Source organism: Paraburkholderia sp. DHOC27, from assembly GCF_003429005.1.
Classification (GTDB): domain Bacteria; phylum Pseudomonadota; class Gammaproteobacteria; order Burkholderiales; family Burkholderiaceae; genus Paraburkholderia.
The window spans coordinates 284,031-310,415 of sequence record NZ_QVQV01000006.1 but is presented as its reverse complement, the minus strand read 5'-3'; the positions used below and the strand labels follow the sequence as shown (position 1 = coordinate 310,415).

Here is a 26,385-nt window from a genome sequence, read left to right as displayed (position 1 = left end):
AAGTCGCAACCTGCCGCACTACCGGCCGGTTGCCCGATAGCTGGCGGTTGCCGACCACGTCGCAGGCGGCATGAGGTCCAAACCACGCGCAAAGCGTCATCGCGGTGCGAAAAAACGCCTCCGCAGCGCTTTAGGCCGCATAATTGAGCCGACTACGCGCCCAGTGCGCGCTTACATCTGCTCATTTCCTGCCAACCATCTTCATGCCCAGCGACACTCCTCCGATCGTACTCACCTTCGGCCTCTCCGACCCGACGGGCGGCTCCGGCCTGCAAGCAGACCTGATGACGCTCGCCAGCATGGGATGTCACGGGGTCAGCGTCCTCACCGGCTACACGGTGCGCGACTCGGCAAGCTGCGACGAAGTGACCGGACTCGACCCTGAAATCGTCGCGACGCAGGCGCGCATGCTCCTCGAAGACATGCCGATTGCCGCGTTCAAGGTCGGCGCGGCCACCCGCGCGGAAGTGGTGAGCGCGATCGCCGAAGTCGTGGCCGACTACGACGACATTCCGCTGATCCTCGCGCCGGACTTCACGCTCGACGACGAGCATGTGCTGGCCGCCGATGAACTGCGCGAGGCCATCGCCGATTTGCTGGCACCGCAAACCACCTTGCTGGTCGCCGATCACGCCACGCTGCTCGCACTCGCGCAGCCGGACGGCGACGCCGAAGCGCCCAGCCTCGACGCGGCGATTTCGCATCTGCTGTCGCAGGGATGCGAATACATTCTGTCTACGGAGACCGGCACGCACCGGCTCGTCAATACGCTCTTCAGCGAAGACGGCCAACTGCGCCAGGACATGTGGGACCGCGGCAGCAACCGCATCATGGGCCTGACCGACACGCTGGGCGCCGCGATCGCCGCGCTGCTCGCCAACGGGCAGGATCCCGCCGAAGCCGTTCGCGAAGCGCAGGAATACATGTACCAGGCCATGCGCAGCGCGTTTCGCCCGGGCATGGGTGTGTATATTCCGGACCGGTTCTTCTGGGCACGCAGCAGCGAAGAAGACACGCCGCTCACCACGGGTAAGGACGCGCCGCCCGGAGAGGCTCGGCATTGAGTCTGTAGCGGTTTGAGTCGCGTGGGGCGAAGTGATATGCCACCGCGTTTCGGCTCAAACTGCGTTTCAACGTTTGATCGGTCTACCCATCGCACGGGCTGTGCGAAGTTGAGTCGTTGGCTCGAATAGAGCGTCCGTATTACTTACGTAATTAGCCGTTACAACGAAAATTTATATTCGCGCTATTATTTACGGACTGTAATATTGCTCTAGTCGCTCATATGCCCTCTCGCCTTTTCGTTCCCCGGGCTTCCGCGCTGCCAGTCGTAGAGACGTTGACTCACATCGCACGTTCATGCAGCTTTACAAAAGCATCGGTTTCACAACCGATGCCAGACTAAGGGGGCACCGTCGCAGTGGACAATTTATCTGGCAGTCACTCCGCGCATTCCCTTTTCGACGACCACGAGCCCCAACGCAGCGTCGAAACTCAGCGCAGCGGCACCGCGGAACAAGCTCAGCGTTTTCTCCAGCGCGTGAACGGCGCAGTGTCTGATCACGACCGCGCAAGCATGTTTTCCCAGCGAGCTGTGACGATCTGGCTGACGGGCCTCTCCGGCTCCGGCAAATCCACCATCGCCTATGAGCTCGAGCGTCATCTGATTGCGGAAGGTCACGCCTGCTACGTGCTCGACGGCGACAACATTCGTCACGGTCTGGGCAGCGACCTTGGCTTCACACCCGCCGACCGCCGCGAAAACATTCGCCGGGTCGCACACGTCGCTCAGTTGATGAATGACGCAGGGCTGATCGTGATTTCCGCGCTGATCTCGCCCATGCATGAAGATCGCGTCATGGCGCGTGAGATCATCGGGCACGACCGTTTTATCGAGACCTATCTTTCGGCTTCGGTGGATGAATGCGCGCGGCGCGATCCGAAGGGCCTGTATGCAAAAGCCCGAGCCGGTGCGATCCCTTCTTTTACGGGTGTGTCGGCGCCTTATGAAGCGCCCGTTGAGCCTGATCTGCGAGTCGACACCGCTAATGAGGCTGCGGAAGCCAGCGTCGCGAGCATCTACGCGCACTTGCGTGCAAGCTTTTTGATGCCGCGCTGATCACACACGGACTGCGCCCCGCCCAGCCGGAAGTTCGGAGCATGCGCGAATCGTCGTTGCGGTAGCGATTCAACACAGCCCGCTCCCAACACGCAGCCCGCTCCGCAGAAAACAAAAAACCCCGCAATTGCGGGGTTTTTCTTTTGGGAAGCACGTCTCGCAACGCGCCTCCCCATGCACTTCCTATCGGACCTCTGACGAGGCCCGCGGAAATTACATGTCCATGCCCATGCCGCCCATGCCGCCGGGCATGCCGCCAGGCATCGGTGCATCTTCCTTCGGCAGTTCGCAAACAGCTGCGTCGGTCGTCAGCAGGAGACCTGCCACCGATGCTGCGTTTTGCAGTGCCGTACGCGTGACCTTGGTCGGGTCCACGACACCAGCGTCAACCAGGTCGACGTACTCGCCCGTTGCTGCGTTGTAGCCGTAGTTGCCCTTACCTGCTGCAACTGCTGCCACCACGACGCTGGCTTCTTCGCCGCCGTTCGTGACGATCTGGCGCAGCGGTTCTTCCATTGCGCGCAGAACGATCTTGATACCTGCGTCTTGATCAGCGTTCGAGCCCTTCAGGCCGGCGATTGCCGTGCGAGCGCGGATCAGTGCAACACCGCCGCCAGCCACGATGCCTTCTTCCACAGCTGCGCGCGTTGCGTGCAGTGCGTCTTCGACACGTGCCTTCTTTTCCTTCATTTCGACTTCGGTCGCAGCACCAACCTTGATCACTGCAACGCCGCCGGCCAGCTTGGCCACGCGTTCCTGCAGCTTTTCACGGTCGTAGTCCGACGTAGCTTCTTCGATTTGCGTGCGAACTTGCTTCACACGTGCTTCGATGTTGGCAGCTTCGCCAGCGCCGTCGATGATCGTCGTGTTTTCCTTGCCCACTTCGATACGCTTCGCTTGACCCAGTTCGGCCAGCGTTGCCTTTTCGAGCGTCAGGCCGGTTTCTTCAGCGATGACTTGACCGCCGGTCAGGATCGCGATGTCTTCCAGCATGGCCTTACGGCGATCGCCGAAGCCCGGAGCCTTCACAGCAACCGTCTTCAGGATGCCGCGGATGTTGTTCACCACCAGCGTTGCCAGCGCTTCGCCTTCGACGTCTTCAGCGATGATCAGCAGCGGACGGCCAGCCTTCGCCACTTGTTCCAGAACCGGGAGGAGGTCACGAATGTTCGACACCTTCTTGTCGTGCAGCAGCACGAACGGGTTGTCGAGCACGGCAACTTGCTTGTCCGGGTTGTTGATGAAGTACGGCGACAGGTAGCCGCGGTCGAATTGCATACCTTCGACCACGTCCAGCTCGTCTTGCAGCGACTTGCCGTCTTCAACGGTGATGACGCCTTCCTTGCCAACCTTGTCCATGGCTTCAGCAATGCGGTCGCCGATCGACGAGTCGCTGTTTGCCGAGATCGCGCCAACCTGAGCGATTTCCTTGTTGGTCGTGCAAGGCTTGCTGATCTTGCGCAGTTCTTCGATTGCAGCAGCCACTGCCTTGTCGATACCGCGCTTCAGGTCCATCGGGTTCATGCCCGATGCAACGTACTTCATGCCTTCGCGGACGATGGACTGAGCCAGGACCGTAGCGGTCGTGGTGCCGTCACCTGCGTTGTCGCTGGTCTTGGAAGCCACTTCCTTGACCATTTGTGCGCCCATGTTCTGGAGCTTGTCTTTCAGTTCGATCTCTTTCGCGACCGACACACCGTCCTTCGTGACCGTCGGGCCACCGAAGCTGCGTTCCAGCACAACGTTGCGACCCTTCGGGCCCAGCGTGACCTTCACAGCGTTCGCGAGGATGTTCACGCCTTCAACCATCTTGGCACGGGCGGAATCACCGAATACGACGTCTTTAGCTGCCATCTTCTAACTCCTTGAATTCTCTGGGATATGACCGGGAAAAGTAGCGGCTGTGCGCTTACTTCTGCACCACGGCCATGATGTCTTCTTCGCGCATCACGAGCAGTTCGCTGCCGTCGACCTTGACGGTCTGGCCTGCGTACTTGCCGAACAGAACGCGGTCACCGACCTTCACGTCGAGGGCGATCTGTGCGCCCTTGTCGTCGCGCTTGCCCGGGCCGACTGCCAGAATTTCGCCTTGATCCGGCTTTTCTGCTGCGGCTTCGGGGATCACGATGCCCGACGCGGTCTTGGTTTCTTGATCCAGACGTTTGACGATCACGCGATCATGCAAAGGACGAAGGTTCATACATACTCCTCTCTTGATTGAGACTGAAGAACGCTTGGAAAACCCGGCTGGCCGAGCCAACCGGCGATGTTGTTAGCACTCTCGTGCAGCGAGTGCTAATTATATGGACGGGTGGTGACAAATTCAAGAAGGAGGGGGCAGGGAATTGTTGGCGGGGGCGGCAAGGCGCTCATGTGGCCCCGTCTCGGCGCGCGGCGACGCGGCTCACCAGGGAAGTCCCTGGGCAGGGAAGCAAGCGGTCTTTAGCAGGCGCGGAGCCGCCAAACGAAGAACCCGCCGTTCGATCAAGCAAGGCGAGCAACGCGGCTGGACGCTTCAAAGCCATGACGTAAGCAGCCAGCAACGAAGCGTCGCGAGAATCGCACCGCCGTCGCCCAACCGCCTAACAGACCGCGCATCCAGAAGAAAAGTTTCCAGTGCCGCGACGAAACCGCAGCATACCCCTACATCCTCACATACGGCTGCGACAACGCCTTCGCCGAACTGATCAGATCCTCCAGCATCGTCGCGCGTTTGTCCTCGGGGGTATCGCGGCTCGTCATGAAGCACAGCGCCGCGACCGGCAGGCCGCCGCGATCGCGGATCGGCGCCGCCATGCAATAGCGGAAGGTATGCGAGAGCCCTTCCGTGCAGCAATAGCCCAATTCGGCCGCGCTCTGCACGTCACGCAGAAAATCGTCAAAGGCCAGACGGCGGCCATTGTCGAGCACAAAGTCTTCCTCCGGAATCAGCGCGCGGATTTCCTCGGGCCGCAGATGCGCGAGCAGCAGACGGCCCGTCGCGGTCCACGGAATCGGCACCTTCACGCCAATGTCGGAACTGATGTTGAAGGGCCGCGAGCTGTTCTCCGACAAAAACACGGTGTACTTGTTGCCTTCGAGCATGCACAACTGCGCGGTCTCGTCGTGCTTCCTGACGAGACCCAGAATGGCCTGATGCGCACGGCTGATCAGGTCGTTGTGCTCGGCATAGTCGGCGCCGTAGTAATGCATCTCGCGGCCAAAAAACACGCTGCCGTCCGCGCCCGTTTCGAGCCAACCCGCTTCCGTGAGGATGGTCACGAGTTCGTAGATACTCGAGCGCGGCGCGCCGGTGGCCTCGATCAGTTCGCGCATCGTCATCGGACGGCGCGCAATATGCAACTGCCTGAAAATGCCGATGACCCGATCGACGCCTCTAGCCCTCGATGATTCTGGTGCGGACATTCGTTCAACTCCACCGGCAATAGGCGACATGAAAGGCAATATAAAAACTCAGTAATCCAGCACCCGATGCAGGAACTGACGCGTGCGCTCGTTCTGCGGGTCCACGAAAATCTGCTCGGGCGCGCCCTGCTCCGCAATCACGCCCTTGTCCATGAACACGACACGGTCCGCCGTCTTGCGGGCAAAGCCCATCTCGTGCGTGACGACGACCATCGTCATGCCGTCGCGTGCGAGGCCGCGCATCACTTCGGTCACTTCGCCAACCAGTTCCGGGTCGAGCGCGGAGGTGGCTTCGTCGAAGAACATGATGCCGGGCTCCACCGCCAGTGCACGCGCAATTGCCACGCGCTGCTGCTGACCGCCGGACAACTGGCTCGGATAGTGTTCGGCGCGATCCGCGAGGCCCACGCGTTCGAGTGCTTCCATGCCGCGTTTGCGCGCGTCCGCGGGGCTCATCTTGCGGGCCTTGATCAGCGCCAGCGTCACGTTGCCGAGCGCGGTCTTGTGCGGGAACAGGTTGAACTGCTGGAACACCATGCCCACGTGACCGCGAATTTCGCGCGCGCGGCGCGCATCATGCAGCGGCACTTCGTTGACCCACACCTCGCCGGCGTCGGCCGTTTCGAGACCCGCCATGATACGCAATACGGTGCTCTTGCCCGAACCAGACGCGCCGATCAGCACCAGCACTTCGCCCGGCCGCACTTCCAGGTTGATTTCCTTCAGCACCTTGGTCGCGCCGAACGACTTGCTAACGCCGCTCAGATTGATGACGGGTGCGGTGGATGCGGAGGTAACGTTGGCAGTACTCATGACATCAGGCTCCTTCTACGATCATGGTGGCGCACCCACTGCGACAGCGGGAAACACACGATGAAATAAAGTACGGCAACGAGTCCATAAATCTCCACGGGTTGTCCCACCCGGTCGACAATGGCCTGGCCGCCATGCATCAACTCCGACATGCCGATCATGCTGACAATCGACGTGTCCTTGATCAGCGAGAGATACTGCCCAACCAGCGGCGGCAGCACGATCCTGCCCGTCTGCGGTAGCACTACGGAAAAGAACGCCTGCGTCTTGCTGAGGCCGAGAATCTGCGAGACTTCCCACTGTCCCTTCGGCACGGCTTCGATGCCCGAACGGAACACCTCTGCGATATACGCGCCCTGATAGACGCTCAGTCCGACGACGCCGGCTGCGAATACGTCGATTGCGTAACCGAAGTACGACACGCCGAAGTAGATGAACATCAGCGTGATCAGCACGGGCGTGCCGCGAAACAGTTCGGTGTAGAGCCGCGCAATCCGCGACGTGCCCCACGGCCCAAACGAGCGCAGCACGGCGGCGAGCAAGCCGATGAGCGTCCCGCCGACAATCGAGGCCGCCGACAGCAACAGCGTTGCCACCAGCCCCTGCAACAGGATCGAGAGGCTGGTCATGAGCAATTCAGTAGACATGTTTTATCTCCTCCTCGGCACTCACGTGCGGTCTGCCTGGCGCGCCAGGAACAACGGGCGGCGCGTGGGTTTCTTGATCACGAGTGGCGGGTGAAAGACGCGTGCGCCAATCAAGCCCGCCACCCACGAAAGGAGGTTGCTCAACACCAGGTACGCGACCAGCGTGATGGCAAACGTCTGAATGTAAAGCAGCGTGCGTGCGTTGATGACGGTTGCCGTGCCGCTCAATTCCGGCAATGCGATCGCCGAAAGCAGCGAGGTGCCGAGCAGCAACTGGATCAGGTTATTGACGATGGCCGGATACACCGCGCGCGCCGCCTGCGGCAACACCACCTCCACGAAAATCTGCTGGCGACTAAGGCCGAGAATCGACGCCGCTTCGAGTTGTCCGCGCGGCACGGACTGGATGCCGGCGCGGAACACTTCGGCCAGATACGCGCCCACGTTCACACCCAGTGCAATCACGCCTGCCGTGTAGGCGTTCAGCGTGATCCCAAGCGACGGCAAGCCGAAGAACACGATGAAAATCTGCAGCAGCACCGGCGTGTTACGAATTGCCTCGATGTAGATGCTCGCCAGCGTGCGCAGTGCCCTGGAGCGCGATGCGCTGGCCAACGCCGTGATCAAGCCAAGCGCCATCGCCAGCACGAAGGACAGCAGCGTGATCTGCAGCGTGAGCCACGCGGCGCGGACGAAGTCGCTCCAGTAGCCCGCAATGTTTAGCCATTCATAGCTCATGATTTCTCCGTCTTTCAGGCGACCTTGAAAACGCGCAGCCGCGCGTCCTCAAGCGCGTTCTCAATACTGCGGATTGAGCGGGAAGCGCGGATCGGCGCCGAACCACTTCTTGTACAACTGCGCGTTCATCTTCGAGGCGTTGATGTTGAAGAGGAACAGGTTCAGGTAGTTCAGCCACACCTGATCGCCCGCCTTGACGCCAAACGCGTTGTACTCGAGCGGCACGAGTGCCTCGTTGGTCACGGTTAGATCCGGATCGAGCGACGCCTGATAGGCAAGGAAGTTGTTGTCCTCGATCATCGCGTCCGCCTGACCTTGCTTGACGGCGAGAATCGCCGCCTGCGAGCTGTCGAATTCCTGGATCTTCACCTGCATGTTCAGCGCGCGCACTTCGTCGCCGTTGGTCGAGCCCTTCACGGTGGCGATGGTCTTGCCGTTCATGTCATTGATCGACTTGATGCCGCTGCTCTTCTTCACCAGCAAAGCTTCGCTCGCCACCACGTAGGGGTTGGTGAAAGCGATTTCCCGCGCGCGTTCGAGGTTGCGCGTGAAGTTGCAGAACACCACATCGACCTTGTCCGTTTGCAGGTTAGGAATGCGGTTGGCGCTGGTCGTATTTACGACTTCGAGCTTCACACCCATTTCCTTGGCGAGTTCCTTGGCGAGGTCGACGTCGTAGCCGTCCGGCTGGCCGTCCTTGTTATAAAAGCCAAAGGGCGCAAAGGTCAGGCAATCGCCGACGCGCAACGTGCCGCGCTGCAGGACCTGCTTGAGCGCGGAATCGGCGAGGCCGCCGCCTTGCGGCGGCGCGACCTTGGTGCAGGCCGTCAGCATGAGCAGACCGGCAACAGCGAACAAACCTGCGAATCTTGCGCTTCCTCTGACAAATCTCATTTTGGGTTCCCGGTCTGAAGTGAGAAGTCGGTGCATGAACGAAATCGGTGAGCGGCAAAGGCCGGAGCGCGAGTTTTCCAATGGGGATGCGCTGCGCTAATCATCGGTCGCCGTCGTCTGATATACCGGACCAATGTCCGACACAGCAGATGAAGCGCAGTGTTTCACGGGAAAAAAATCATTGCAATGGGGTATACACCAGTGCTTTTGGCCGTCTTGAGTGGGGGCTGGATGGAGACGGCGCGCAGCCGCGCTCAGGATGGACAGTTGCGCCAGCAACTGAGCAGCAGTTTTCGTGTTAAGAGTAGTACGTCTATTGATACGGCATCCTAACTTACAAGAAAGTACAATGATTTTCGGGGGAATGCGTGCCGCAATCGTCACCAGCCGGCAGCGTGATTCGCGATCTTCCCTCTGCCCCTAAAGCGCCAAAAGGACCGCAAATCCCAGAAAAAAAGGAGTGAAAGCATCCTGTGCTTCCACTCCTAATGGTCCACCGCATGACGACGCCAGGCGCGTGGATTCAGGGCAAATCTATCGGCTCAGCGTTCAACCCTGGCGATACATCGGCGCGCCGTACGGTGCGCCCGTCGAACCGCCATCGACGACGATTTCTGCTGCCGTGATACCCGAGGCATCGTCCGAGGCGAGGAACAGCGCAGCCTTTGCTACCTCTTCCGGATCCGCGAGGCGGCCCAGCGGAATGCGCGGCGACAGCGCGGCTTCGGTTTGCTCCAACGTCGCGCCTGCACGTGCGCCGCGTGTCCAGATCGGCGTACGGGTGCCGCCCGGGATCACCGTATTGACGCGGATACCGCGCGGTGCGAGTTCGGCGGCAAACACTTTTGCCATCCCCGTCACGCCTGCTTTGGTAGCCGAATACGCTGACGTACCCACGGCACCCAGCTCACGCATCACGGAGCCGTTCAGGACGACCGAGCCACCGGACTTCATCAGCGGCAAGGCGCCCTGCACTGTCAGGAAAACCGCAGTGAGGTTGGTGCGCAGGATGGCTTCGAAAGCCGCCGCCGTGGTGCCGCCGAGCGGCGTCGGGCCGGAAATGCCTGCGTTGGCAAACACGATGTCGAGCGAGCCGAAGGCCTTGCCGATCTGCGCGAACAGCGGTTCGATGGCGTTCGGATCGTCCAGATCCGCCTGGATTGCCAGCGCGCCGTCGCCCAGTTCCTTGGCCGCAGCGTCCAGCTTGGCGCGGTCGCGCCCTGTGATCGCTACGCGGGCACCCTCGGCAATCAAAATTCGCGCCGCCGCGAAACCGATGCCGCTATTGCCGCCCGTCACCAAAGCCGTTTTGCCTGAAAAACGCATGATCCATCTCCTGTTGCGTACGCCGCCCGAAGCGGCGAAAGCCGCGCCCAGCAAGGCGCGATAACCATTTTGCGCGGCGCAGAAGTGCACCGCGCGCCAAGCACCGTGATGATCAATCCACCTGCGGCGGATCTGTATGTTGATCATCATGCACATTTTCAGTATTATCCTCGTCATGCAGATTGTCAAGCGTTGTGAGGGATGACATGGGTTATTCGCAGGCACAAAAGGCCGAGAGCAAACGTCGCGTGCTGGAAGTGGCGTCGCGGCAGATCCGTGAAAACGGCATCGATGCGCTAGGGGTCGCGGAATGCATGCGTGGCGCAGGCCTCACGCATGGCGCGTTCTATGGACACTTCGCGTCGCGCGACGCGTTGATTCTCGAAGCGTTGGAACACGCGCTCGACCAGAGCGCGAAGCGTCTGGCAGGTTCAGCGCCGCATGCGCAGGACGCCGGCAAGACGCAGCTCGCCTCCATTGCAGAGGGCTTCCTGAGCGAGCGTCATGCCAAAGACGCAGGCGGCGGCTGCGCGCTGTGTGCCCTCGCGGGCGAAGCGCGGCATTCGAATGCCGAGGTCCGTGCGCTGCTCACGCATTACGTCCAGCAACTCGCGCGGCGCGTGGCGAAGACCGTCGGCAGCGACGACGAACAGGCCGGGCTCGGCATCGTGGCGACCATCGTCGGCGCCGTTACGCTGGCGCGCACCGTGGATGACGACACGCTGGCCAAGTCGATCCTCGCCTCTTCGCTGGCGCTGATCCTCAGTCAGGACGTCAAGCAGGAACAGAAAAAAGTCGCTGGCTGATACGCCTCATGTAGCGCCATCGCTGCCATCACGCGCGAACAGCTCGCGCGCGATTTCACAGAGCAGATTGGTGGACGGTGCGTTGTCCTGCAAGCGCCGGCTCATGATGATCGGCGACGACACACTCGTCTTCGACATGGGCCGGTAGGCCACGCCGTGCGGCCGTAGACCCTCCACGCTGCGCGGCACCAGCGTCACGCCGACCTGAGCCGCAACCAGTCCCAGCGCCGTCTGTAATTCCCGTACCTCGTGGATCGCATACGGCGCGAGCGCCTGATCGTGAAACGCCGACAGTTGCTGATCGGCGAAGCTCGGCCGGGGCGTGCTTGGATACACGATCAAGGTTTCGCGTGCGAGCGCTGCCAGTTCGACCGGCGCATGATCTGCCGCTAGCGGATGCCCCTCGGGCAGCGCGGCGATCAACGGCTCGTCGGTCAGCACCTCGCGTGTCACCTGAGCGTCGTCGAAACGCAGACGTCCAAAGCCCACGTCGATGCGGGCGCCCTTCAGCGCGCCCAGTTGTTCCACCGTGAACATTTCGATCAGCGACAACTCTACCTTCGGCGCGGCCTCGCGAAACGCGCGGATCACGGCCGGCAGCGCCCCATAAAGCGTGGACGGTACGAAGCCGATCACGATCCGCTCCGCCAGTTGCGCGAGCCGCCGCGTCAGTTGCGCCACTTCATCGGCCTCGTCCACCAGCCGCTTGGCGTGCGTGTAGAAGATCCGCCCCGCTTCGGTCAGACGCAGCGGCCGTGAACCACGCTCGAAAAGCGGCAAGCCTACGTCTTCTTCGATTTGCTGGATCTGCCGGGACAGCGGCGGCTGCGTCATGTTCAGCCGCTCCGCCGCGCGCGTGAAATTCTGCTCCTCAGCGACCGCCACGAAGTAGCGAAACTGGCGCAGTTCCATCTATACCCCTGGAGTATGAAAGTAGTTGGAATCGGTCTTGGACAGCGGCCGCCGGAGTTCGTAGCATGGGTTCAGGCAGATACGCATTCATGGAGTAACGCATGACCACCCAACCCATCACGATCGAAGCCGTCGAGACGATTCTGGTCGATGTTCCCACAATTCGCCCGCACCGGCTGTCGGTAGCGACCATGAATTGCCAGACGCTGGTGCTGGTGCGCATCCGTTGTTCGGATGGCGTGGTCGGCCTGGGCGAAGCCACCACGATTGGCGGTCTCGCCTACGGTGAAGAAAGCCCGGAGAGCATCAAGGTCAACCTCGACACGTACTTCGCGCCCATGCTGAAGGGTCAGCCGGCCACGCGGCCCGGTGCTGCCATGCAGTCGTTGCGGTCGCATTTCCAGGGCAACCGCTTCGCCAAGTGCGCCATTGAAACGGCCCTGTTCGATGCCCAGGCGCAGCGCCTTGGCGTACCCCTTTCGGAGTTGTTCGGCGGCCGCCTGACGGATTCCGTGCAGGTGGCGTGGACCCTCGCCAGTGGCGACACGCAACGCGATATCGACGAAGCGAATCACATGCTGGAGACGCGCCGGCACCGCGTGTTCAAGCTGAAGATAGGCAGCCGTCCGGTCGCGCAGGACGTGGCGCACGTGGTGGCGATCCAGCAAGCCGTCGGCGCGCAAGGCGAGGTGCGCGTCGACGTCAACCAGGCGTGGAGCGAATCGGACGCGGTGTGGGCCTGTGGACGCCTGGCGGACGCCGGCGTGAGCCTCGTCGAGCAACCCGTCGCCGCTGCGCAGCATCACAGCCTCAAACGCCTCACCGATCTCGCACGTATTCCGATCATGGCCGACGAAGCGCTGCACGGTCCCACCGATGCATTCGCGCTCGCCAGCCTGCGCGCCGCCGACGTGTTCGCCATCAAGATCGCGCAATCCGGCGGACTGAGCCCGGCGGCAAGCGTCGCGTCGATCGCGCAGGCGGCGGGCATCGAACTGTACGGCGGCACGATGCTGGAAGGCGCGATCGGCACCGTGGCCTCCGCGCAGTTGTTCAGCACGTTTGCCTCGCTGCAGTGGGGCACGGAACTCTTCGGACCGCTGCTGCTGACCGAGGACATCCTCACCGAACCGTTGCGCTACGAAAACTTCGCCCTGCAGTTGCCGCACGGCCCCGGACTTGGCATCACGCTGAACTGGGAAATGATCGACCGTCTGCGCCGCGATACCCGACGCGGCGCGACAGTCCTCACGTCCTGAACCAACGCAACACCGATTCCCCCTTACATCAATAGATGGAGACAAAGATGGACAAGCAAAGCATCGACACGCTGCTGCAAAAGATCAACGACAGCGCAATCAGCGAAGGCAACGACCGCGTGAAAACGGTGGTGAACCGGATCATTCGCGACCTGTTCTACACGATCGAAGACCTCGACGTGCAGCCCGATGAATTCTGGACCGCGCTCAACTACCTGGCCGAAGCTGGCCAGTCCGGCGAACTGGGTCTGCTCGCGGCGGGTCTTGGCTTCGAGCACTTTCTGGATCTGCGGATCGATGAGGCCGAGGCAAAGGCGGGCATCAGCGGCGGCACACCGCGTACCATCGAAGGTCCGTTGTACGTGGCTGGCGCGCCCGAATCGCAGGGACATGCGCGGCTCGATGAGGATGGCGAACCGGGCGGTCCGCTGGTGATGCGCGGCCGGGTGGTGGATGAGGCCGGCCAGCCGCTCGCCAATGCGCTGGTCGAAGTGTGGCACGCGAACCATCTGGGCAACTACTCGTACTTCGACAAGTCGCAGCCCGCGTTCAACCTGCGCCGCACGATCCGCACCGACGCCGACGGCCGCTACAGCTTCACCAGCGTCGTACCGGTAGGCTACTCAGTGCCGCCGCAAGGCAAGACCCAGCAACTGCTCGACGCGCTTGGCCGGCACGGACATCGTCCGGCGCACATTCACTTCTTCATCTCGGCGCCGGGCCATCGCAAACTGACCACGCAGATCAATATCGACGGCGACCCGTATCTGTGGGACGACTTCGCCTTCGCCACGCGCGATGGTCTCGTACCGCAGTTGAAACAAGGCGGCGCGGGGGACGGCAAGCAGTACGGCGTCAGCGGCGAATTCACGCTGATCGACTTCGATTTCACGTTGTTCAAGCAGCGCGATAATCTGCAGGACTGCGATGTCGAACGTCCGCGCGCGGCCGCGTGATCGAGTGCGAAGGCAGACGCTTCGTGTCGGGTTATGCGTCTGCCTTGATGTGCTCACCTTTCCCTACGCCGGAGCACGCGCGTTGCGTGGCTCCGCCACTGTCTGATACCAGGAGTCATTCATGCTGTTTCACGTCGAGATGTCGGTCAATCTGCCGCCGGACATGGATCCCGAGAAAGCCGCCCGTTTGAAGGCCGATGAAAAAGCCTTCTCGCAACAGTTGCAAAACGACGGCGTGTGGCGGCACCTGTGGCGCATCGCGGGACAGTACGCGAATATCAGCGTCTTCGACGTCGAGAGCCCAGCGCAGTTGAACGACCTGCTCATGCAGTTGCCGCTCTACCCGTATATGACGGTCACGGTACGTGCGCTGTGCCGGCATCCTTCGTCTATCCGCGAAGATGATCGGTGAGCGTGGCGAGACGTTGCAGCACACCGCGTTGGTGGTTGACTGAACGAGCGAGGCGGCACCGCTTCTGAGTGCCCGGCGCACCTATCAGCCTCTGAGCGCGTCTGAGCACCTCTGAGCGCCTCAAGCGTGTGCAAGCCGCCCGTGCCACATCAGGCAGACACCTTCCCTTCGCTCTGGCGTGTCGCCGCAGCCGCGCGCGATCGCAACGCCTGACGTGCGCTGCGCCGGCGTTTCGCGCCGTACAGCTTGCGCAGCGGCCCCCATACACGCCACAGCGGCGAGTTCTGCACCCGCGCCAACTCCGATCGGGCATCGGCGAGCGCCGCTTGCGCAGCGGCGAGTTCGCTGTGCAGAACGGCGTCGATACCGGCGCCGTCGATCAGCGCAACATCCACCATGCGGGTCGCGCGCCCATCCGGCATTTCGGCACGCGGCCAGTTGGCTGCCGCACCGAACGCCATCACCTGCGTGGCCTGCGCCAGCTTGCTGGTCCACAGCGAAAGCGCGTCGGCTTCCACGCTGCCGTTCCGCACGAGGTCTCTGCCGAGACGCGAGGCATCGAGATGGACCTGCAGTCCTTCGAGCGGGTCGAAGCCACAGCCACGATCCGACGTGCCGTCCCGACGCACCGTCCCCAACGACGGCGTGAGCCCGGTCAGTTCCTCGAGCCAGCGCTCCGCACTCGCCAGATAGGCTGGCGAACGGGCTGCCAGATCGCAGTCGAAGATCGCGTCCGCCTGGGTGGCGGCGTCCCGCAACGTCAACAGCCAGTGCGCGACAAAACCGCGATACGCCTGAACGGGCGAAATGGCCTGCACATGGTCCTTGAAAAAATCGATGCACGCTTCGAAGGTGGCCGGGGCCTCGCCCGCCGCGCCGGCCAAGGGCGCCGGCATGACCGGCAACTCGATGCGCAACGCTTCCAGGGTCTGCCTGACGAGCGGCACGTCCCGGTTCATCGAGAGCACGGCAAGCGGCACCGCGACGAAGTGCGGATTGCGATGCTGCGCGAACAGTTGCCAGCACGACTGCCACTGCGAAATGGGATTCTTTTCGACCACGATATGCGCGGCCTCGGGAAACGCAGCGCGAAACCACCGCAGCCGCCCGAGCGACCGGCAGAACTTGAACACCGGCACGCGGCCCTGCTGATGCGCGGTACGGATCAGGTGGTTGAGATACGCCTTCATCTGTTCGGCGCCATCGGGCGTCGCGCCGTCGAAACGATCGACCGCAAAGCGCCGTTCATAACCCGGCATGCCCGGCACGCTCCCGCTCGACGCGGCGCTGTCTGCTGCGCCGTCAACCGGCTGAAGCAGATGCGCAAACTCCTGGAAATAAGGCATGTCGAGCGCCGGATGACCGGAGTGCCAACTGTCCGCGGTGCTGCTGGCGAGCTTGGCGGCGTCGATCGTGGCGAGCATTTCGTGCAGCGGCTCGTAGTACGCGGTCACGGTATCGAGCTGACGGAAGCAGGACCACAGCCAGGTGCCGGCGGTCCGATAACCCGTGTGGAGAAATACCGCGTGGGAGTTCGCCTGGGAAGAAGGGCGCGTTGCGCCGGATGCCGTGCCGAAGTGCGTTGAATTCATGCAAAGTGAGGGTTGGTGCGCAGTTGCTCGAAGGCGCGCGAGACGCGCCGCACGGACAACATGTACTTCCAGTAGCGCTCTTTGAGAAATCCGGTGGGCAGGTACGTGCTGCCTATCAGCACATGCCCTGCCCCCCAGCCTGGCCGCCAGGTGTGCGCGATGCCACGGCGCATGAAGAGCGACAGCGTAGGGATATGCAGGCTCGAGGCCAGATGGCCGATGCCTGAATCGTTGCCGATGAACCAGCCGGATTCGAAGATCCATCCGGCGACGTTGTCCAGCGAGCCCAGATCAGGCAGCGACAGGCCATACCGTTCCACATGAATCCAGTCGGCGCGCTCCTGCGGCGCCACCACGAATTCCGGCGTGAAGCCCAACTCGCGCAGCTTGAGCGCGAGGCGAATAAAGCGCGACGGCAGCCAGCATTTGTCCGCGGTGCTGGCGGTGGGGTGAATGGCGACCCGCAGCGGATATTTCCGGTGCTGCCATTGCGGCGGCGCGGTCATGCCATTGCTCTTGTGCACGCGCGCGAGGCCCAGTTCGTCACGGCAAAAACGCGTCAGACGATCCGCCATAGACTCGCACGAACGAACCCGGCACAGATGATCGAGCAGCATGACGCGGGGATGGTATTGCTCCAGCCCGGCAAACGGCTTGTTGCGATGCATCTGGATGACGGTGTCGAAAGGCGCGAGCGTGGCTTCGAGATGATCCGAATCCAGTTCCGCCGCCGTGGCGATGTCCGGAAACCAGTCCCGCAGGGACTGGATCTGCCGGCCAAACACCGTGACGCAGACGCCGTTTTGCCGAAGATTGCGCGCAATGGTCATCATCAGCAGTGAATCGCCGATGGCAGGGGAAAGAACCAGCGCGACGCGCGAGACTGATTGAACAGCCGGCCACATAGAGACGTCCGAAGAACGCGCCCACGGGTGGGGGAACGCTTGCCCGCCCAGAACGGCATGCCGCCGTCTGAACCCCGAGCAGTCTAGAGCCGGAACATATTAATGAGATTACAGGATCGTTTACTGAAGATTACGCACGATCTCAATTTCGCAAGCTGAAACGACACTCCGTCAATTTCACTTGACGCAATGCCGTTGAAAGCTAAAAATGCGATGACTCAGATTTGTCTCGAAAAGGGCTAGGCGCGAGCGTCAACGCGCCAGAGGCAAGGCATGTAGCGCGGTCACACATGCACTGGGTAAATCAAATAAAAAATGCTGGGAGGGGTAACACAATGGCAACGCCAGATCACCACGGCGGGAGTGCCCCTGCGTTCTGGGAGACGCTACCCGACTTACCACGTCTCTCGAACCAGGACTGGCAGCGCATCGAGCATCTGTTTGGATGCACCGACGCCAAACGCGGTCGTCCGCGCCGCTCTGAACGGGAAATCGTCGAAGCGATTCTGTGGGTCGAGCAGAACCACTACAAATGGCACTGGCTACCCGCAGATTATCCGCCGGCCCAGACCTGCTATACGAAGTACGTTGCCTGGCGGCGTGACGGACTGCTCGACCGGATCAAAAGCCTGCTCAAGGACGCGAGTCTCGACGCGCGCACGTATGAATGAGCGCGCACGCAAGGCCCCGGCGGACGCAAACCCCGCGCTCCGCTACCCGGTGCGCGGCATGAGCCGCCGGGACGATCTGCTGATCTGGACCGGCCTCACGCTCGGCGCAGCCGTCACGCTGTTGCTGGCGGTGCTCGTGTGGTTTGGTTGAGGCGATGACGGCCTGAGACAGGACGGCCCGATTTAAAGCGCGCTGGCTCCGTCCTGGCCGTCAGTTTTGTGGGCGCCATCCGCCTGGCTTACGCCGTCGATGAGCGCCGGCATCCCGGGCGAGAAAATCGCGCCGATGATCTGTTGCAGACGTAGCGCGCACACCGACGCCTCGTCGGGCGCGTTCGTATGCAAGGTTTCCAGCAGATTGACCACCGCAGCGAGAAACGCGTCGGCGGTTGGCGTTTTGCGCGCGCTCTCTGCCAACAGCGCCGAGTAGCCGAACACGGCCTGAATGAATTCGACCTGGCGAGCATCGAACTGCTCGCTGCTCAGCGCTTCGCGAACCTCGACCTCGGGTCCGTGCAAAGTCAACGCGGCGGGGAGGCGAACAGAGAGAAGCGGCTTCACGGGCAGTCCCATAGAAACGCCTCTGGCGAGGGGACGAGGCTTGCCCAGTCATCGCAATAGATGCGCGGTTATGCTATAAGTGTCGAATAAATTTGACAGCTTTTAGCAATTAACAATTCTTCCATCTATACCCCATACGCGTCAAGTCAATTTGACATCCTTTCTCGCTATCGAACGCAATGAATGATTGGACCGCTCTATTCGACGATGTAAAAGCGAAGGGCCAGTTCGGTAGCGATGCCCAACTTGCAGACAGTCTCGGGCTCTCGCGTGCGCAGATTTCCGCGTGGCGAACCGGCAAGAGCGACCTCGGCACCCTCACGAAACTCAAACTGCTGGATGTGCTGGGCCATGCCGATCTGCGCGCCGCGGTGCTCAGCCTTTTGCCGGAAAGAAATCGCGAGCAGTCGATCGAGCAGCATCTCGCACTCGTCGAGCGTGTCGCGCGCGGTGCCCTGCCGGAGCCGCAAGACGAGCCGGAGGTCGCCCCGGAGTTGATCCAGCAGAATCATCTGCTCGCGGCCCTGCCCTCCGAAGACCGCGAGCGTCTCGCGCCTCATCTCTCTCCCGTCAAGCTGCCTTTGGGCCACACGCTCTACGAGACGGGCGAGCGCCTCAGCCATGTGTATCTGCCCACCACGGCCGTGGTGTCGATGCTGCACGTCATGGAAAACGGCGCGTCGGCGGAAATCGCGGTAGTTGGCAACGATGGGCTGCTGGGCGTCGCCCTCTTCATGGGCGGCGAGACCATGCCAAGCCGTGCCATCGTGCAAAGCGCGGGCAATGCCCTGCGTCTCAGCAGCGAAACGGTGCGCCGCGAATTCGCGCTGGGCGGCGCGGTCCAGCGCCTGTTTCTGCGCTACACGCAGGCGCTGATCACGCAGATGGCGCAGACCGCTGTCTGCAACCGGCACCACACCGTCGCGCAGCAATTCTGCCGCTGGCTGCTGCTCACGCTCGACCGCCTGCAAACGAACGAAATCCGCATGACCCAGGAGTTGATCGCCAACATGCTCGGCGTGCGCCGCTCGGGTGTCGCCGAAGTGGCCAGCAAGCTGCAGCGCGAGGCGGTGATCCATTACCGGCATGGCGTGATCGAGGTGCTCGACCGGCGCTCGCTGGAGCACCATGCATGCGAGTGCTATGGCGTGGTCAAGCACGAATGCGACCGTCTTTTCGAGAGCCTCGAAGCGTCCGACTGACTCGTTGGCCCTTCCTGGCAAGACCCCGAGAATTCTAAGATAATGCGCTACCGTCGCTATAGAGGACCCGCCTGAGATCCCGCAGCGACACGGCACACGCCAGGTACTCTGTTTAACGCATTCAATCCAGGGGTCTTGTGGAACCAAACCAACCAGCCAGCCGGTCATGGCTCTGGCTCATCTTGCTCATTCCGTACGTGGCCCTGTTGTGGTTGCCGTTTTATAACGACACGCGCCCTTCGTTCGCCGGATTTCCGTTCTTTTACTGGTATCAGTTTCTGTGGGTCCCGCTCACGTCGCTGCTGATCTACGTCGTGTATCGAGGTCTCAAATGAGTGACGTGATTCCAGTCAATCCGGTCGCGATGGCCGTCTTCATCTTTTTCTTCCTGCTCGTCACCGTGGTTGGCTTCTTCGCCGCGCGCTGGAAGGCCGGTGATCTCACGCAATTGCACGAGTGGGGCCTCGGCGGCCGCCAGTTCGGCGTGATCATCTCGTGGTTCCTCGTGGGCGGTGATTTCTACACGGCCTATACCGTGATCGCCGTGCCCGCGCTGGTGTACTCGGTGGGCGCTTACGGCTTCTTCGCGCTGCCGTACACGATCATCGTGTATCCGTTCGTGTTCGCGGTCATGCCGAAGCTGTGGAAGATCGCGCATGCGAAGAACCACATCACCGCAGCCGACTACGTGCACGGCGAGTACGGCGGCAAGTGGTTCCCGGCGGCCGTCGCGCTGACCGGCATCGTCGCCACCATGCCGTATATCGCGCTGCAGCTCGTGGGCATGCAGGTGGTGATCAAGGGCCTCGGCGTGACCGGCGAAATGCCGCTGATCGTCGCCTTCGTGATCCTTGCGCTCTACACGTACACGAGCGGCCTGCGCGCGCCGGCGATGATCGCCTTCGTCAAGGACATCATGATCTACATCGTGGTGATCGCGGCGGTGTGGCTGATTCCCGCCAAGCTCGGCGGCTACGCGCATGTATTCGACGCGGCTGATACGTACTTCAAGGCCAAGGGCGGCCCGACCGGCATCATCCTCAAGCCGACCCAGTTCACGGCGTATGCGTCGCTCGCGCTGGGTTCGGCGCTGGCTGCGTTCATGTATCCGCATACGATGACGGCGGTGCTGTCGTCGTCGTCCGCGCAAACCGTGCGCAAGAACGCGATCTTCCTGCCGGCCTATACGCTGCTGCTCGGTCTGATCGCGCTGCTCGGCTACATGGCAATTGCTGCGGGCGTGCACGTGAAGTCGGCTTCGGATGTCGTGCCGGCGCTGTTCGGTACGCTGTTCCCGTCGTGGTTCGTCGGCTTTGCGGCGGCGGCGATTGCGATCAGCGCGCTGGTGCCGGCCGCGATCATGTCGATTGGTGCGGCAAACCTGTTCACACGCAATCTGTGGCGTCCGGTGGTTTCGCCGAACATGACGCCGGCGGCGGAAGCCTCGACCGCGAAGATCGTCTCCCTGGTGGTGAAGTTCGGCGCGCTACTGTTCATCGTGTTCCTGCCCACGCAGTACGCGATCGACCTGCAGTTGCTCGGCGGCGTGTGGATCCTGCAAATCTTCCCGGCCATCGTGTTCTCGCTGTACACGCGCCGGTTGAATACACCGAGTCTGTTCCTCGGCTGGCTGGTCGGGATCGTGCTCGGCACGAGCCTCGCCATCTCGCAGGGTCTCAAGCCGGTGTTCGCGCTGCATCTGGGCGATGCAACCTACCCGATGTATATCGGCCTGATCGCACTGGCCGCGAATATCGTGGTGGCGTTCGTGCTGTCCTTCATCACGCCCAGGCGCGCCAGCGTTTAAGCAATCTTCTGGCGGTTCTCGCGTCCGCCTGTCTCTGCGCTGCCGCCGTGCTTTCCTGTGCACGGCGGTGGCGTTTCACACTGCTTCCTGCCGCTATATCCCCGCGTGACGGCTTCCTAGCTCACAGGGTTGTTCCACTCTGTCAGCCCTTCCCTCGCGTTCAGTTCGATAAACGACGGCAACGCCCGCAAGCGGGTGATGTATGGCCCAAGATGCGGCCAGTTGATCGCTTTGCGCGGCTGGTTGCGGGACCAGCGCATCAGCATCACGGCGAGCAGATCCACGGTACTGAGCCGGTCGCCGATGAGCCACGCGCGATCGTCTGCGAGGTGCGCATCGAGACGATCCCACGCCGCTTCAATGCGCCGCTCCGCGAGTGCCCGAACCGCCTCGGCGCCGGCAGGATCGCCGTCGCTATCCGCGTAGAACCAGTCGCGCATGGCGGGCAGCAACGTGTTGGCGAGAAACACCATCATCTCGTACCACTCGGGCCGCTCCGGCGACTCGAGGTCCGGCGCGAGACCCGCGTCTGGATGACGCTCGGCCAGCAGCATCAGCAAGGCAGCGGACTCGTGACGCGGCACGCCGTCCACGACCAGGGTCGGCACGCGCCCCGCCGGATTCAGGCGCAGATAGGCGGGATCGTGCTGAGCACCCGTGTCGATATCGACCAGGCGCGCCTCGAATGGAATGCCCGCTTCGATCAGCATCCAGTGCACAGCCATGCTGGCGGCGCCCGGCGAATAGTAAAGCGTGTAGGTCATCAAGCGACTCCGTCAGGTTGAGGCCGCAGCCGTCCGGCCGCAGGCGGGCAAACGTACTTGGACAACGCGCGCGTTCTCGTCTAACGTTCGCAGCTTGAATGTCAGGCAAGAGCGGTGAAGCGTGGCAACGCGAGGCGCACCCGTTAGATGATCGGATAGCGTTCGCGTCGACGCAAGCGCGTTGCCCGACTCCCGTCCAATTTGCGGCGCGCAGCGCTGCACCCGCCAAAGCCAACCACGAGGTAAGCATGCTTTTCGACCCGGCCCGTCACGAACCACTGCAGACCCTCGCATGGGACGAGGCGCGGGTTCGGCGGACGATCGCGCGCATCGTCAGCGAAACCGAAGCGCATCGGCTGCCGGACGGTGGCTGGCCCGTGCATCCACGCGACGACGACAACGCGGACACCGCCGCGCCCGCGATGCCGTTCTACCACGGTGCAGGTGGCGTCGTATGGGCACTCGATTACCTGCGAGCGGTCGGCGCCTTGCAACTCACGCGCGACCCATTCGAAAACGCCGACGCGCTGCGTGAGCAGAATCGCCGATGGCTCGTCGACGAAGGCAGCGACGATTTCGCGTCGTGGATGATGGGCGAAACGCCGTGGCTGATGATGGACTACGCTCGCGCGCCGCGCGCGGAGTTGGCGGACCGAATCGCCGGACTGATGACCGCCAACCTGCGCAATCCGACGCGCGAACTCATGTGGGGCTCGCCGGGTACGTTGCTCGCCGCGTCGTTTTTGCATGAACGCACGCATGATGAACGCTGGGCCGTGCTGTTTCGCCAAACGGCCGCGCAGCTATGGTCGGAGCTGAAGTGGTCCGAGGAGCACGGCTGTCACTACTGGACCCAGGACCTGTACGGCGAACAGTCCACCTACCTCGATGGCGTGCATGGCTTCGTCGCCACCGCAGCGCCGCTGATTCGCGGACGGCATTTGCTCGAGGCCTCCGAATGGCAGGAGTGGCAGCGCTGCATCGTCAATACCGTTAGTCGCACCGCAACCGTTGAAGGCGATCAGGCCAACTGGCGCGCCGTGCTGTTCCCGCCTGAAGGATGGCAGCCGCGCATGCTCATGCAGTTCTGTCATGGCGCGCCGGGCTTTATTGTGTGCCTCGCGCATTTGCCGAACCGTGAACTGGATTCCCTGTTGCTGGCGGGCGGCGAAGCGGCGTGGGCCGCGGGGCCTCTCGCCAAAGGATCGAACCTTTGTCACGGCACCGGCGGCAATGGCTACGCCTTCCTCTGCCTTTACCAGCGCACCGGCAATATCAAATGGCTGCAGCGCGCCCGAGCCTTTGCGATGCATGGCATCGCGCAAACGGAGGCCGACGAAGCGCGCTTTGGACGGCTGCGCTATTCACTCTGGACCGGCGATCCCGGCTTCGCGGTGTTCCTCTGGGACTGCCTGCGCGGCGCGGCGGCGTACCCGACCCTCGACGTGTTTTATGGCACATAACCCGGCAAGTGGGACGATTCCTCACACCAAACGCAAAAATTTCACGATGCGGAACGATGGATTGCTCTGCGAAAAATCGTGGTGCATGGCACAAAACGGCCATTTCGCGATGCCATAACTCATTCCATAATACGGAACAAAACCATTAAACAATTGATTTACAACGATAATTTTTATTAGAAAGAACCCGATCTCAAAGCTTCACCCGCGCCTCGCTCACGTAGACTCTTTTACATGAGCCGGCGGTATGGCGGCGGGATCGGCGAAGAGCAACTCACCGGTTCGCAACGATCAAGGATTGGCTACGCCGCGCTTCGTGCGCGGAACAGCCTCGGAATCGCATGATTTTCTTTGAGAACTGGGAGACTGAAAATGAAAGGCTTTCGCTTTGGTTCGACGGAAGGATCGTTCTACATTCTGCCCGGCAAGGACGGCTGGGAAGCGTCGTTCGGCAATGAGACGCTCGGCGAATTCGCCAGCCCGCAGCACGCGGCCGACGACCTCGCCCGTGGCGTGTGCTGCCCGCATCTCTCGGAAGCGGACACCTCCACGATGGAAATCCCCGACAAGATCGACGATTGGGAAATCGTGCACGTTTGAGCGCGTGATCAGCGCGTAATAGACGCGTAATAGGCGCGTGGCCAACGTAAACGTGCCGCGGGCGGGCTGGCGGATGGTGTGCTCAGTCACCGGGTGGCTCAAACCGAGCCACCCAAACTGCGTCACACCATCCGCACAACCCGCCCGCGGCGGTTACTGCGCTTGCACGTGCTCACTGCATGCACGCGCCAGCTTCGCGCTTTCGCGCCAAAGCACTTTTAGGCGACCGAATCCACGATCTGGTTGAGCGTTGCGCTCGGACGCATCGCCTTGCTCGTCAGCTCGCCATTCGGACGGTAGTAACCGCCGATGTCGGCCGGCTTGCCTTGCGCCGCGCCCAATTCCGCCACGATCTTCGCTTCGTTGTCGGCCATCGCCTTCGCGACGCCGGCAAACTGCGCTGCCAGTTCAGCGTCGTCGGTTTGCGCGGCAAGTGCCTCGGCCCAGTACATGGCCAGGTAAAAGTGGCTGCCGCGGTTGTCGATGCCGCCCACCTTACGTGCCGGCGACTTGTCGTTGTCGAGGAACTTGCCGGTTGCCTGATCGAGCGTCCTGGCCAGAACCTGTGCCTTCGGGTTGTGGTACGCGTTGCTCAGGTGTTCGAGCGAAGCGGCCAGCGCCAGGAATTCACCCAGCGAGTCCCAACGCAGGAAGCCTTCTTCGACGAGCTGCTGAACGTGCTTCGGCGCCGAACCGCCTGCGCCCGTTTCGAACAGACCACCGCCTTCCATCAGCGGAACGATGGACAGCATCTTCGCGCTCGTGCCCAGTTCCATGATCGGGAACAGGTCGGTCAGGTAGTCGCGCAGCACGTTGCCGGTCACCGAAATCGTGTCCTTGCCCGCGCGGATGCGTTCCAGCGAGAACTTCGTCGCTTCGACAGGCGTCAGGATGCGCAGATCCAGGCCGCTCGTGTCGTGGTCCTTCAGGTACTGCTCGACCTTCTTGATGATCTGCGCGTCGTGGGCGCGCGCTGCGTCCAGCCAGAACACGGCCGGCGTGTTGCTGGCGCGGGCACGGTTCACGGCGAGCTTCACCCAGTCCTGGATCGGCGCGTCCTTGGTCTGGCACATACGGAAGATGTCGCCTTCTTCAACCGGCTGCTCCAGCAACACCTTGCCGGCTTCGTCGGTCACGCGGACCACGCCGTTCGCCTTGATCTGGAACGTCTTGTCGTGTGAACCGTATTCTTCCGCCGCTTGTGCCATCAGGCCGACGTTGGGCACGCTGCCCATCGTGACCGGATCGAAAGCGCCGTGCTTCTTGCAGTCTTCGATCACCGCCTGATAGACGTCTGCATAGCAGCGATCCGGAATCACTGCCTTGGCGTCGTGCAGCGCGCCGTCAGCGCCCCACATCTTGCCCGACTCGCGGATCATCGCCGGCATCGACGCGTCGACGATCACGTCGCTCGGTACGTGCAGGCTGGTGATGCCCTTGTCCGAGTTGACCATGGCCAGGTGCGGGCGTTGCGCGTATTGCGCCTTGATGTCCGCTTCGATCGCTTCACGCGTTTCGGCCGGCAGATCCTTCAGGCGCGCGTACAGATCGCCAATGCCGTTGTTCGGATTGAAGCCGACCTTTGCCAGCGCGTCCGCGTACTTCGCGAGCACGTCCTTGTAGAACACCGAGACGACGATACCGAAGATGATCGGGTCCGAGACCTTCATCATGGTGGCCTTCAGGTGCACCGAGAACAGCACGTCGTTGGCCTTCGCGTCGGCGATCTGCGCTTCGATGAAGCTGGAGAGCGCCTTCTTGCTCAGCACGGACGCGTCGATGATCTCGCCTGCCTTGACCGCGGTCTTTTCCTTCAGCACGCTCTTCGTGCCATCAGTGGCCGTCAGTTCGATCTTGACGTTGCCAGCGGTGGCGATCAGCGCGGATTTTTCGCTGCCGTAGAAGTCGCCGTTGCTCATGTGCGCCACGTGCGATTTCGAATCCGCCGTCCATGCGCCCATCTTGTGTGGATGCTTGCGCGCGTAGTTCTTCACCGACAGCGGCGCGCGGCGGTCCGAATTGCCTTCGCGCAGCACCGGGTTCACGGCGCTGCCCTTGATCTTGTCGTAGCGTGCCTTGACGTCCTTCTCTTCGTCCGTCGTCGCGACGTCCGGGTAGGCCGGCAGCTTGTAGCCCTGCTCGCGCAACTCGGCAATGGCCGCCTTCAGTTGCGGCACCGACGCGCTGATGTTCGGCAGCTTGATGATGTTCGCTTCCGGACGGGTGGTCAGTGCACCCAGTTCGGCGAGATCGTCCGACCCCTTTTGCTCCGCGGTCAGATAATCCGGGAATGCGGCGATGATCCGGCCAGCCAGCGAAATGTCGCGCGTTTCAACGGCGACGTTCGACGAGCGCGTGAAAGCCTTGACGATCGGGAGCAGTGAGTAAGTTGCCAGAGCCGGCGCTTCGTCGGTGAGGGTATAGATGATCTTCGGCGATGTAGACATGTCTGAGGCGTTGCTAGGTGAAAAGATAGACAGAGCGTGGGTAGCGCTGAGCCGGCGGAGGTTGCACCGTAAAACGAATCCGGCCC

General features: G+C 62.1%; 27 protein-coding genes. 13 read left to right on the top strand and 14 right to left on the bottom strand.

Annotated features, from left to right (window positions below):
- Positions 1-203 precede the first annotated feature (203 nt).
- Together D0B32_RS20110 and cysC are read left to right on the top strand one after the other, a co-directional pair.
- Positions 204-1,064 (top strand): hydroxymethylpyrimidine/phosphomethylpyrimidine kinase, encoded by an 861-nt coding sequence (locus D0B32_RS20110; protein WP_117336035.1) that lies wholly within the window; start codon positions 204-206, stop codon positions 1,062-1,064.
- Positions 1,065-1,540: 476 nt separating this feature from the next.
- The gene (gene cysC, locus D0B32_RS20105; RefSeq protein ID WP_259295084.1) at positions 1,541-2,119 is read left to right on the top strand and encodes an adenylyl-sulfate kinase; all 579 of its coding nucleotides are present in this window, start codon (positions 1,541-1,543) and stop codon (positions 2,117-2,119) included.
- Between the two features lie 213 nt (positions 2,120-2,332).
- Here cysC and groL read toward each other — a convergent pair whose 3' ends face one another.
- The 8 genes from groL to D0B32_RS20065 form a co-directional block, all read right to left on the bottom strand.
- Positions 2,333-3,973 (bottom strand): chaperonin GroEL, encoded by a 1,641-nt coding sequence (gene groL, locus D0B32_RS20100; RefSeq protein WP_117336034.1) that lies wholly within the window; start codon positions 3,971-3,973, stop codon positions 2,333-2,335.
- Positions 3,974-4,028: 55 nt separating this feature from the next.
- Complete coding sequence (groES, locus tag D0B32_RS20095) at positions 4,029-4,319, bottom strand: co-chaperone GroES (protein WP_025496518.1); 291 nt, start codon at positions 4,317-4,319, stop codon at positions 4,029-4,031.
- Positions 4,320-4,762: 443 nt separating this feature from the next.
- Positions 4,763-5,524: an IclR family transcriptional regulator gene (locus D0B32_RS20090; RefSeq protein ID WP_117336033.1), complete on the bottom strand. Its 762-nt coding sequence runs from the start codon at positions 5,522-5,524 to the stop codon at positions 4,763-4,765.
- Between the two features lie 48 nt (positions 5,525-5,572).
- Positions 5,573-6,337, bottom strand: coding sequence for an amino acid ABC transporter ATP-binding protein (locus D0B32_RS20085; protein ID WP_117336032.1), 765 nt, complete (start codon positions 6,335-6,337; stop codon positions 5,573-5,575).
- Entirely contained in the window at positions 6,334-6,984 is a 651-nt protein-coding gene (locus D0B32_RS20080) for an amino acid ABC transporter permease (protein ID WP_117336031.1), read from the bottom strand. Before D0B32_RS20080 ends, D0B32_RS20085 begins: the two co-directional genes overlap by 4 nt.
- Positions 6,985-7,005: 21 nt before the next feature.
- Positions 7,006-7,722 (bottom strand): amino acid ABC transporter permease, encoded by a 717-nt coding sequence (locus D0B32_RS20075; protein WP_117336030.1) that lies wholly within the window; start codon positions 7,720-7,722, stop codon positions 7,006-7,008.
- 60 nt (positions 7,723-7,782) lie between these two features.
- Positions 7,783-8,616: a transporter substrate-binding domain-containing protein gene (locus tag D0B32_RS20070; protein ID WP_117336029.1), complete on the bottom strand. Its 834-nt coding sequence runs from the start codon at positions 8,614-8,616 to the stop codon at positions 7,783-7,785.
- Between the two features lie 549 nt (positions 8,617-9,165).
- Positions 9,166-9,942 (bottom strand): SDR family NAD(P)-dependent oxidoreductase, encoded by a 777-nt coding sequence (locus D0B32_RS20065; protein ID WP_117336311.1) that lies wholly within the window; start codon positions 9,940-9,942, stop codon positions 9,166-9,168.
- Between the two features lie 206 nt (positions 9,943-10,148).
- Here D0B32_RS20065 and D0B32_RS20060 point away from each other — a divergent pair, with 206 nt between their 5' ends.
- Positions 10,149-10,748 (top strand): TetR/AcrR family transcriptional regulator, encoded by a 600-nt coding sequence (locus D0B32_RS20060; RefSeq protein WP_117336028.1) that lies wholly within the window; start codon positions 10,149-10,151, stop codon positions 10,746-10,748.
- 6 nt (positions 10,749-10,754) lie between these two features.
- Here D0B32_RS20060 and D0B32_RS20055 read toward each other — a convergent pair whose 3' ends face one another.
- On the bottom strand, positions 10,755-11,660 hold the full coding sequence (locus tag D0B32_RS20055; RefSeq protein WP_117336027.1) for a LysR family transcriptional regulator: 906 nt from the start codon (positions 11,658-11,660) through the stop codon (positions 10,755-10,757).
- A 101-nt stretch (positions 11,661-11,761) separates the two neighbouring features.
- On the opposite strand from D0B32_RS20055, the gene D0B32_RS20050 reads away from it, so the two are divergent.
- The 3 genes from D0B32_RS20050 (at position 11,762) to catC (ending at position 14,287) form a co-directional block, all read left to right on the top strand.
- Positions 11,762-12,919 (top strand): muconate/chloromuconate family cycloisomerase, encoded by a 1,158-nt coding sequence (locus D0B32_RS20050; RefSeq protein ID WP_117336026.1) that lies wholly within the window; start codon positions 11,762-11,764, stop codon positions 12,917-12,919.
- 47 nt (positions 12,920-12,966) lie between these two features.
- Positions 12,967-13,875, top strand: a complete 909-nt coding sequence (gene catA, locus D0B32_RS20045; protein ID WP_117336025.1) for a catechol 1,2-dioxygenase — start codon at positions 12,967-12,969, stop codon at positions 13,873-13,875.
- Positions 13,876-13,996: 121 nt separating this feature from the next.
- A complete protein-coding gene (gene catC, locus D0B32_RS20040; protein ID WP_117336024.1) occupies positions 13,997-14,287 on the top strand; it encodes a muconolactone Delta-isomerase in 291 nt (96 codons plus the stop codon).
- Between the two features lie 149 nt (positions 14,288-14,436).
- Here the strand turns inward: catC and D0B32_RS20035 are convergent, their stop codons facing one another.
- The gene (locus tag D0B32_RS20035) at positions 14,437-15,879 is read right to left on the bottom strand and encodes a hypothetical protein (RefSeq protein WP_117336023.1); all 1,443 of its coding nucleotides are present in this window, start codon (positions 15,877-15,879) and stop codon (positions 14,437-14,439) included.
- Positions 15,876-16,784, bottom strand: a complete 909-nt coding sequence (locus D0B32_RS20030; protein ID WP_117336022.1) for a glycosyltransferase family 9 protein — start codon at positions 16,782-16,784, stop codon at positions 15,876-15,878. The genes D0B32_RS20035 and D0B32_RS20030 overlap by 4 nt, the downstream gene beginning before the upstream one ends.
- Positions 16,785-17,119: 335 nt before the next feature.
- Here D0B32_RS20030 and D0B32_RS20025 point away from each other — a divergent pair, with 335 nt between their 5' ends.
- Both D0B32_RS20025 and D0B32_RS32615 read left to right on the top strand, forming a co-directional pair.
- The gene (locus D0B32_RS20025) at positions 17,120-17,455 is read left to right on the top strand and encodes a transposase (protein ID WP_220444947.1); all 336 of its coding nucleotides are present in this window, start codon (positions 17,120-17,122) and stop codon (positions 17,453-17,455) included.
- Entirely contained in the window at positions 17,448-17,606 is a 159-nt protein-coding gene (locus tag D0B32_RS32615) for a hypothetical protein (protein ID WP_181969853.1), read from the top strand. Before D0B32_RS20025 ends, D0B32_RS32615 begins: the two co-directional genes overlap by 8 nt.
- Before the next feature lie 32 nt (positions 17,607-17,638).
- Here D0B32_RS32615 and D0B32_RS20020 read toward each other — a convergent pair whose 3' ends face one another.
- Positions 17,639-18,028 carry a hypothetical protein gene (locus D0B32_RS20020; protein WP_117336021.1) on the bottom strand — a complete coding sequence of 130 codons (390 nt, stop codon included), beginning with the start codon at positions 18,026-18,028 and terminating at the stop codon, positions 17,639-17,641.
- Positions 18,029-18,195: 167 nt separating this feature from the next.
- On the opposite strand from D0B32_RS20020, the gene D0B32_RS20015 reads away from it, so the two are divergent.
- The 3 genes from D0B32_RS20015 (at position 18,196) to mctP (ending at position 21,025) form a co-directional block, all read left to right on the top strand.
- Positions 18,196-19,218 (top strand): Crp/Fnr family transcriptional regulator, encoded by a 1,023-nt coding sequence (locus D0B32_RS20015; protein ID WP_117336020.1) that lies wholly within the window; start codon positions 18,196-18,198, stop codon positions 19,216-19,218.
- 137 nt (positions 19,219-19,355) lie between these two features.
- Positions 19,356-19,553, top strand: a complete 198-nt coding sequence (locus tag D0B32_RS20010; RefSeq protein ID WP_117336019.1) for a DUF3311 domain-containing protein — start codon at positions 19,356-19,358, stop codon at positions 19,551-19,553.
- Entirely contained in the window at positions 19,550-21,025 is a 1,476-nt protein-coding gene (gene mctP / locus D0B32_RS20005) for a monocarboxylate uptake permease MctP (RefSeq protein WP_117336018.1), read from the top strand. The genes D0B32_RS20010 and mctP overlap by 4 nt, the downstream gene beginning before the upstream one ends.
- A 116-nt stretch (positions 21,026-21,141) precedes the next feature.
- On the opposite strand, the gene D0B32_RS20000 is transcribed toward mctP, so the two are convergent.
- Positions 21,142-21,789 carry a glutathione S-transferase family protein gene (locus D0B32_RS20000; RefSeq protein WP_117336017.1) on the bottom strand — a complete coding sequence of 216 codons (648 nt, stop codon included), beginning with the start codon at positions 21,787-21,789 and terminating at the stop codon, positions 21,142-21,144.
- Positions 21,790-22,037: 248 nt separating this feature from the next.
- Between D0B32_RS20000 and D0B32_RS19995 the strand changes: the two genes are divergently transcribed.
- Positions 22,038-23,252: a LanC-like protein gene (locus D0B32_RS19995; RefSeq protein ID WP_181969852.1), complete on the top strand. Its 1,215-nt coding sequence runs from the start codon at positions 22,038-22,040 to the stop codon at positions 23,250-23,252.
- Positions 23,253-23,624: 372 nt separating this feature from the next.
- Positions 23,625-23,852, top strand: coding sequence for a hypothetical protein (locus D0B32_RS19990; RefSeq protein WP_117336015.1), 228 nt, complete (start codon positions 23,625-23,627; stop codon positions 23,850-23,852).
- Positions 23,853-24,070: 218 nt separating this feature from the next.
- On the opposite strand, the gene D0B32_RS19985 is transcribed toward D0B32_RS19990, so the two are convergent.
- Positions 24,071-26,299, bottom strand: coding sequence for an NADP-dependent isocitrate dehydrogenase (locus tag D0B32_RS19985; RefSeq protein ID WP_117336014.1), 2,229 nt, complete (start codon positions 26,297-26,299; stop codon positions 24,071-24,073).
- Positions 26,300-26,385: the final 86 nt, after the last annotated feature.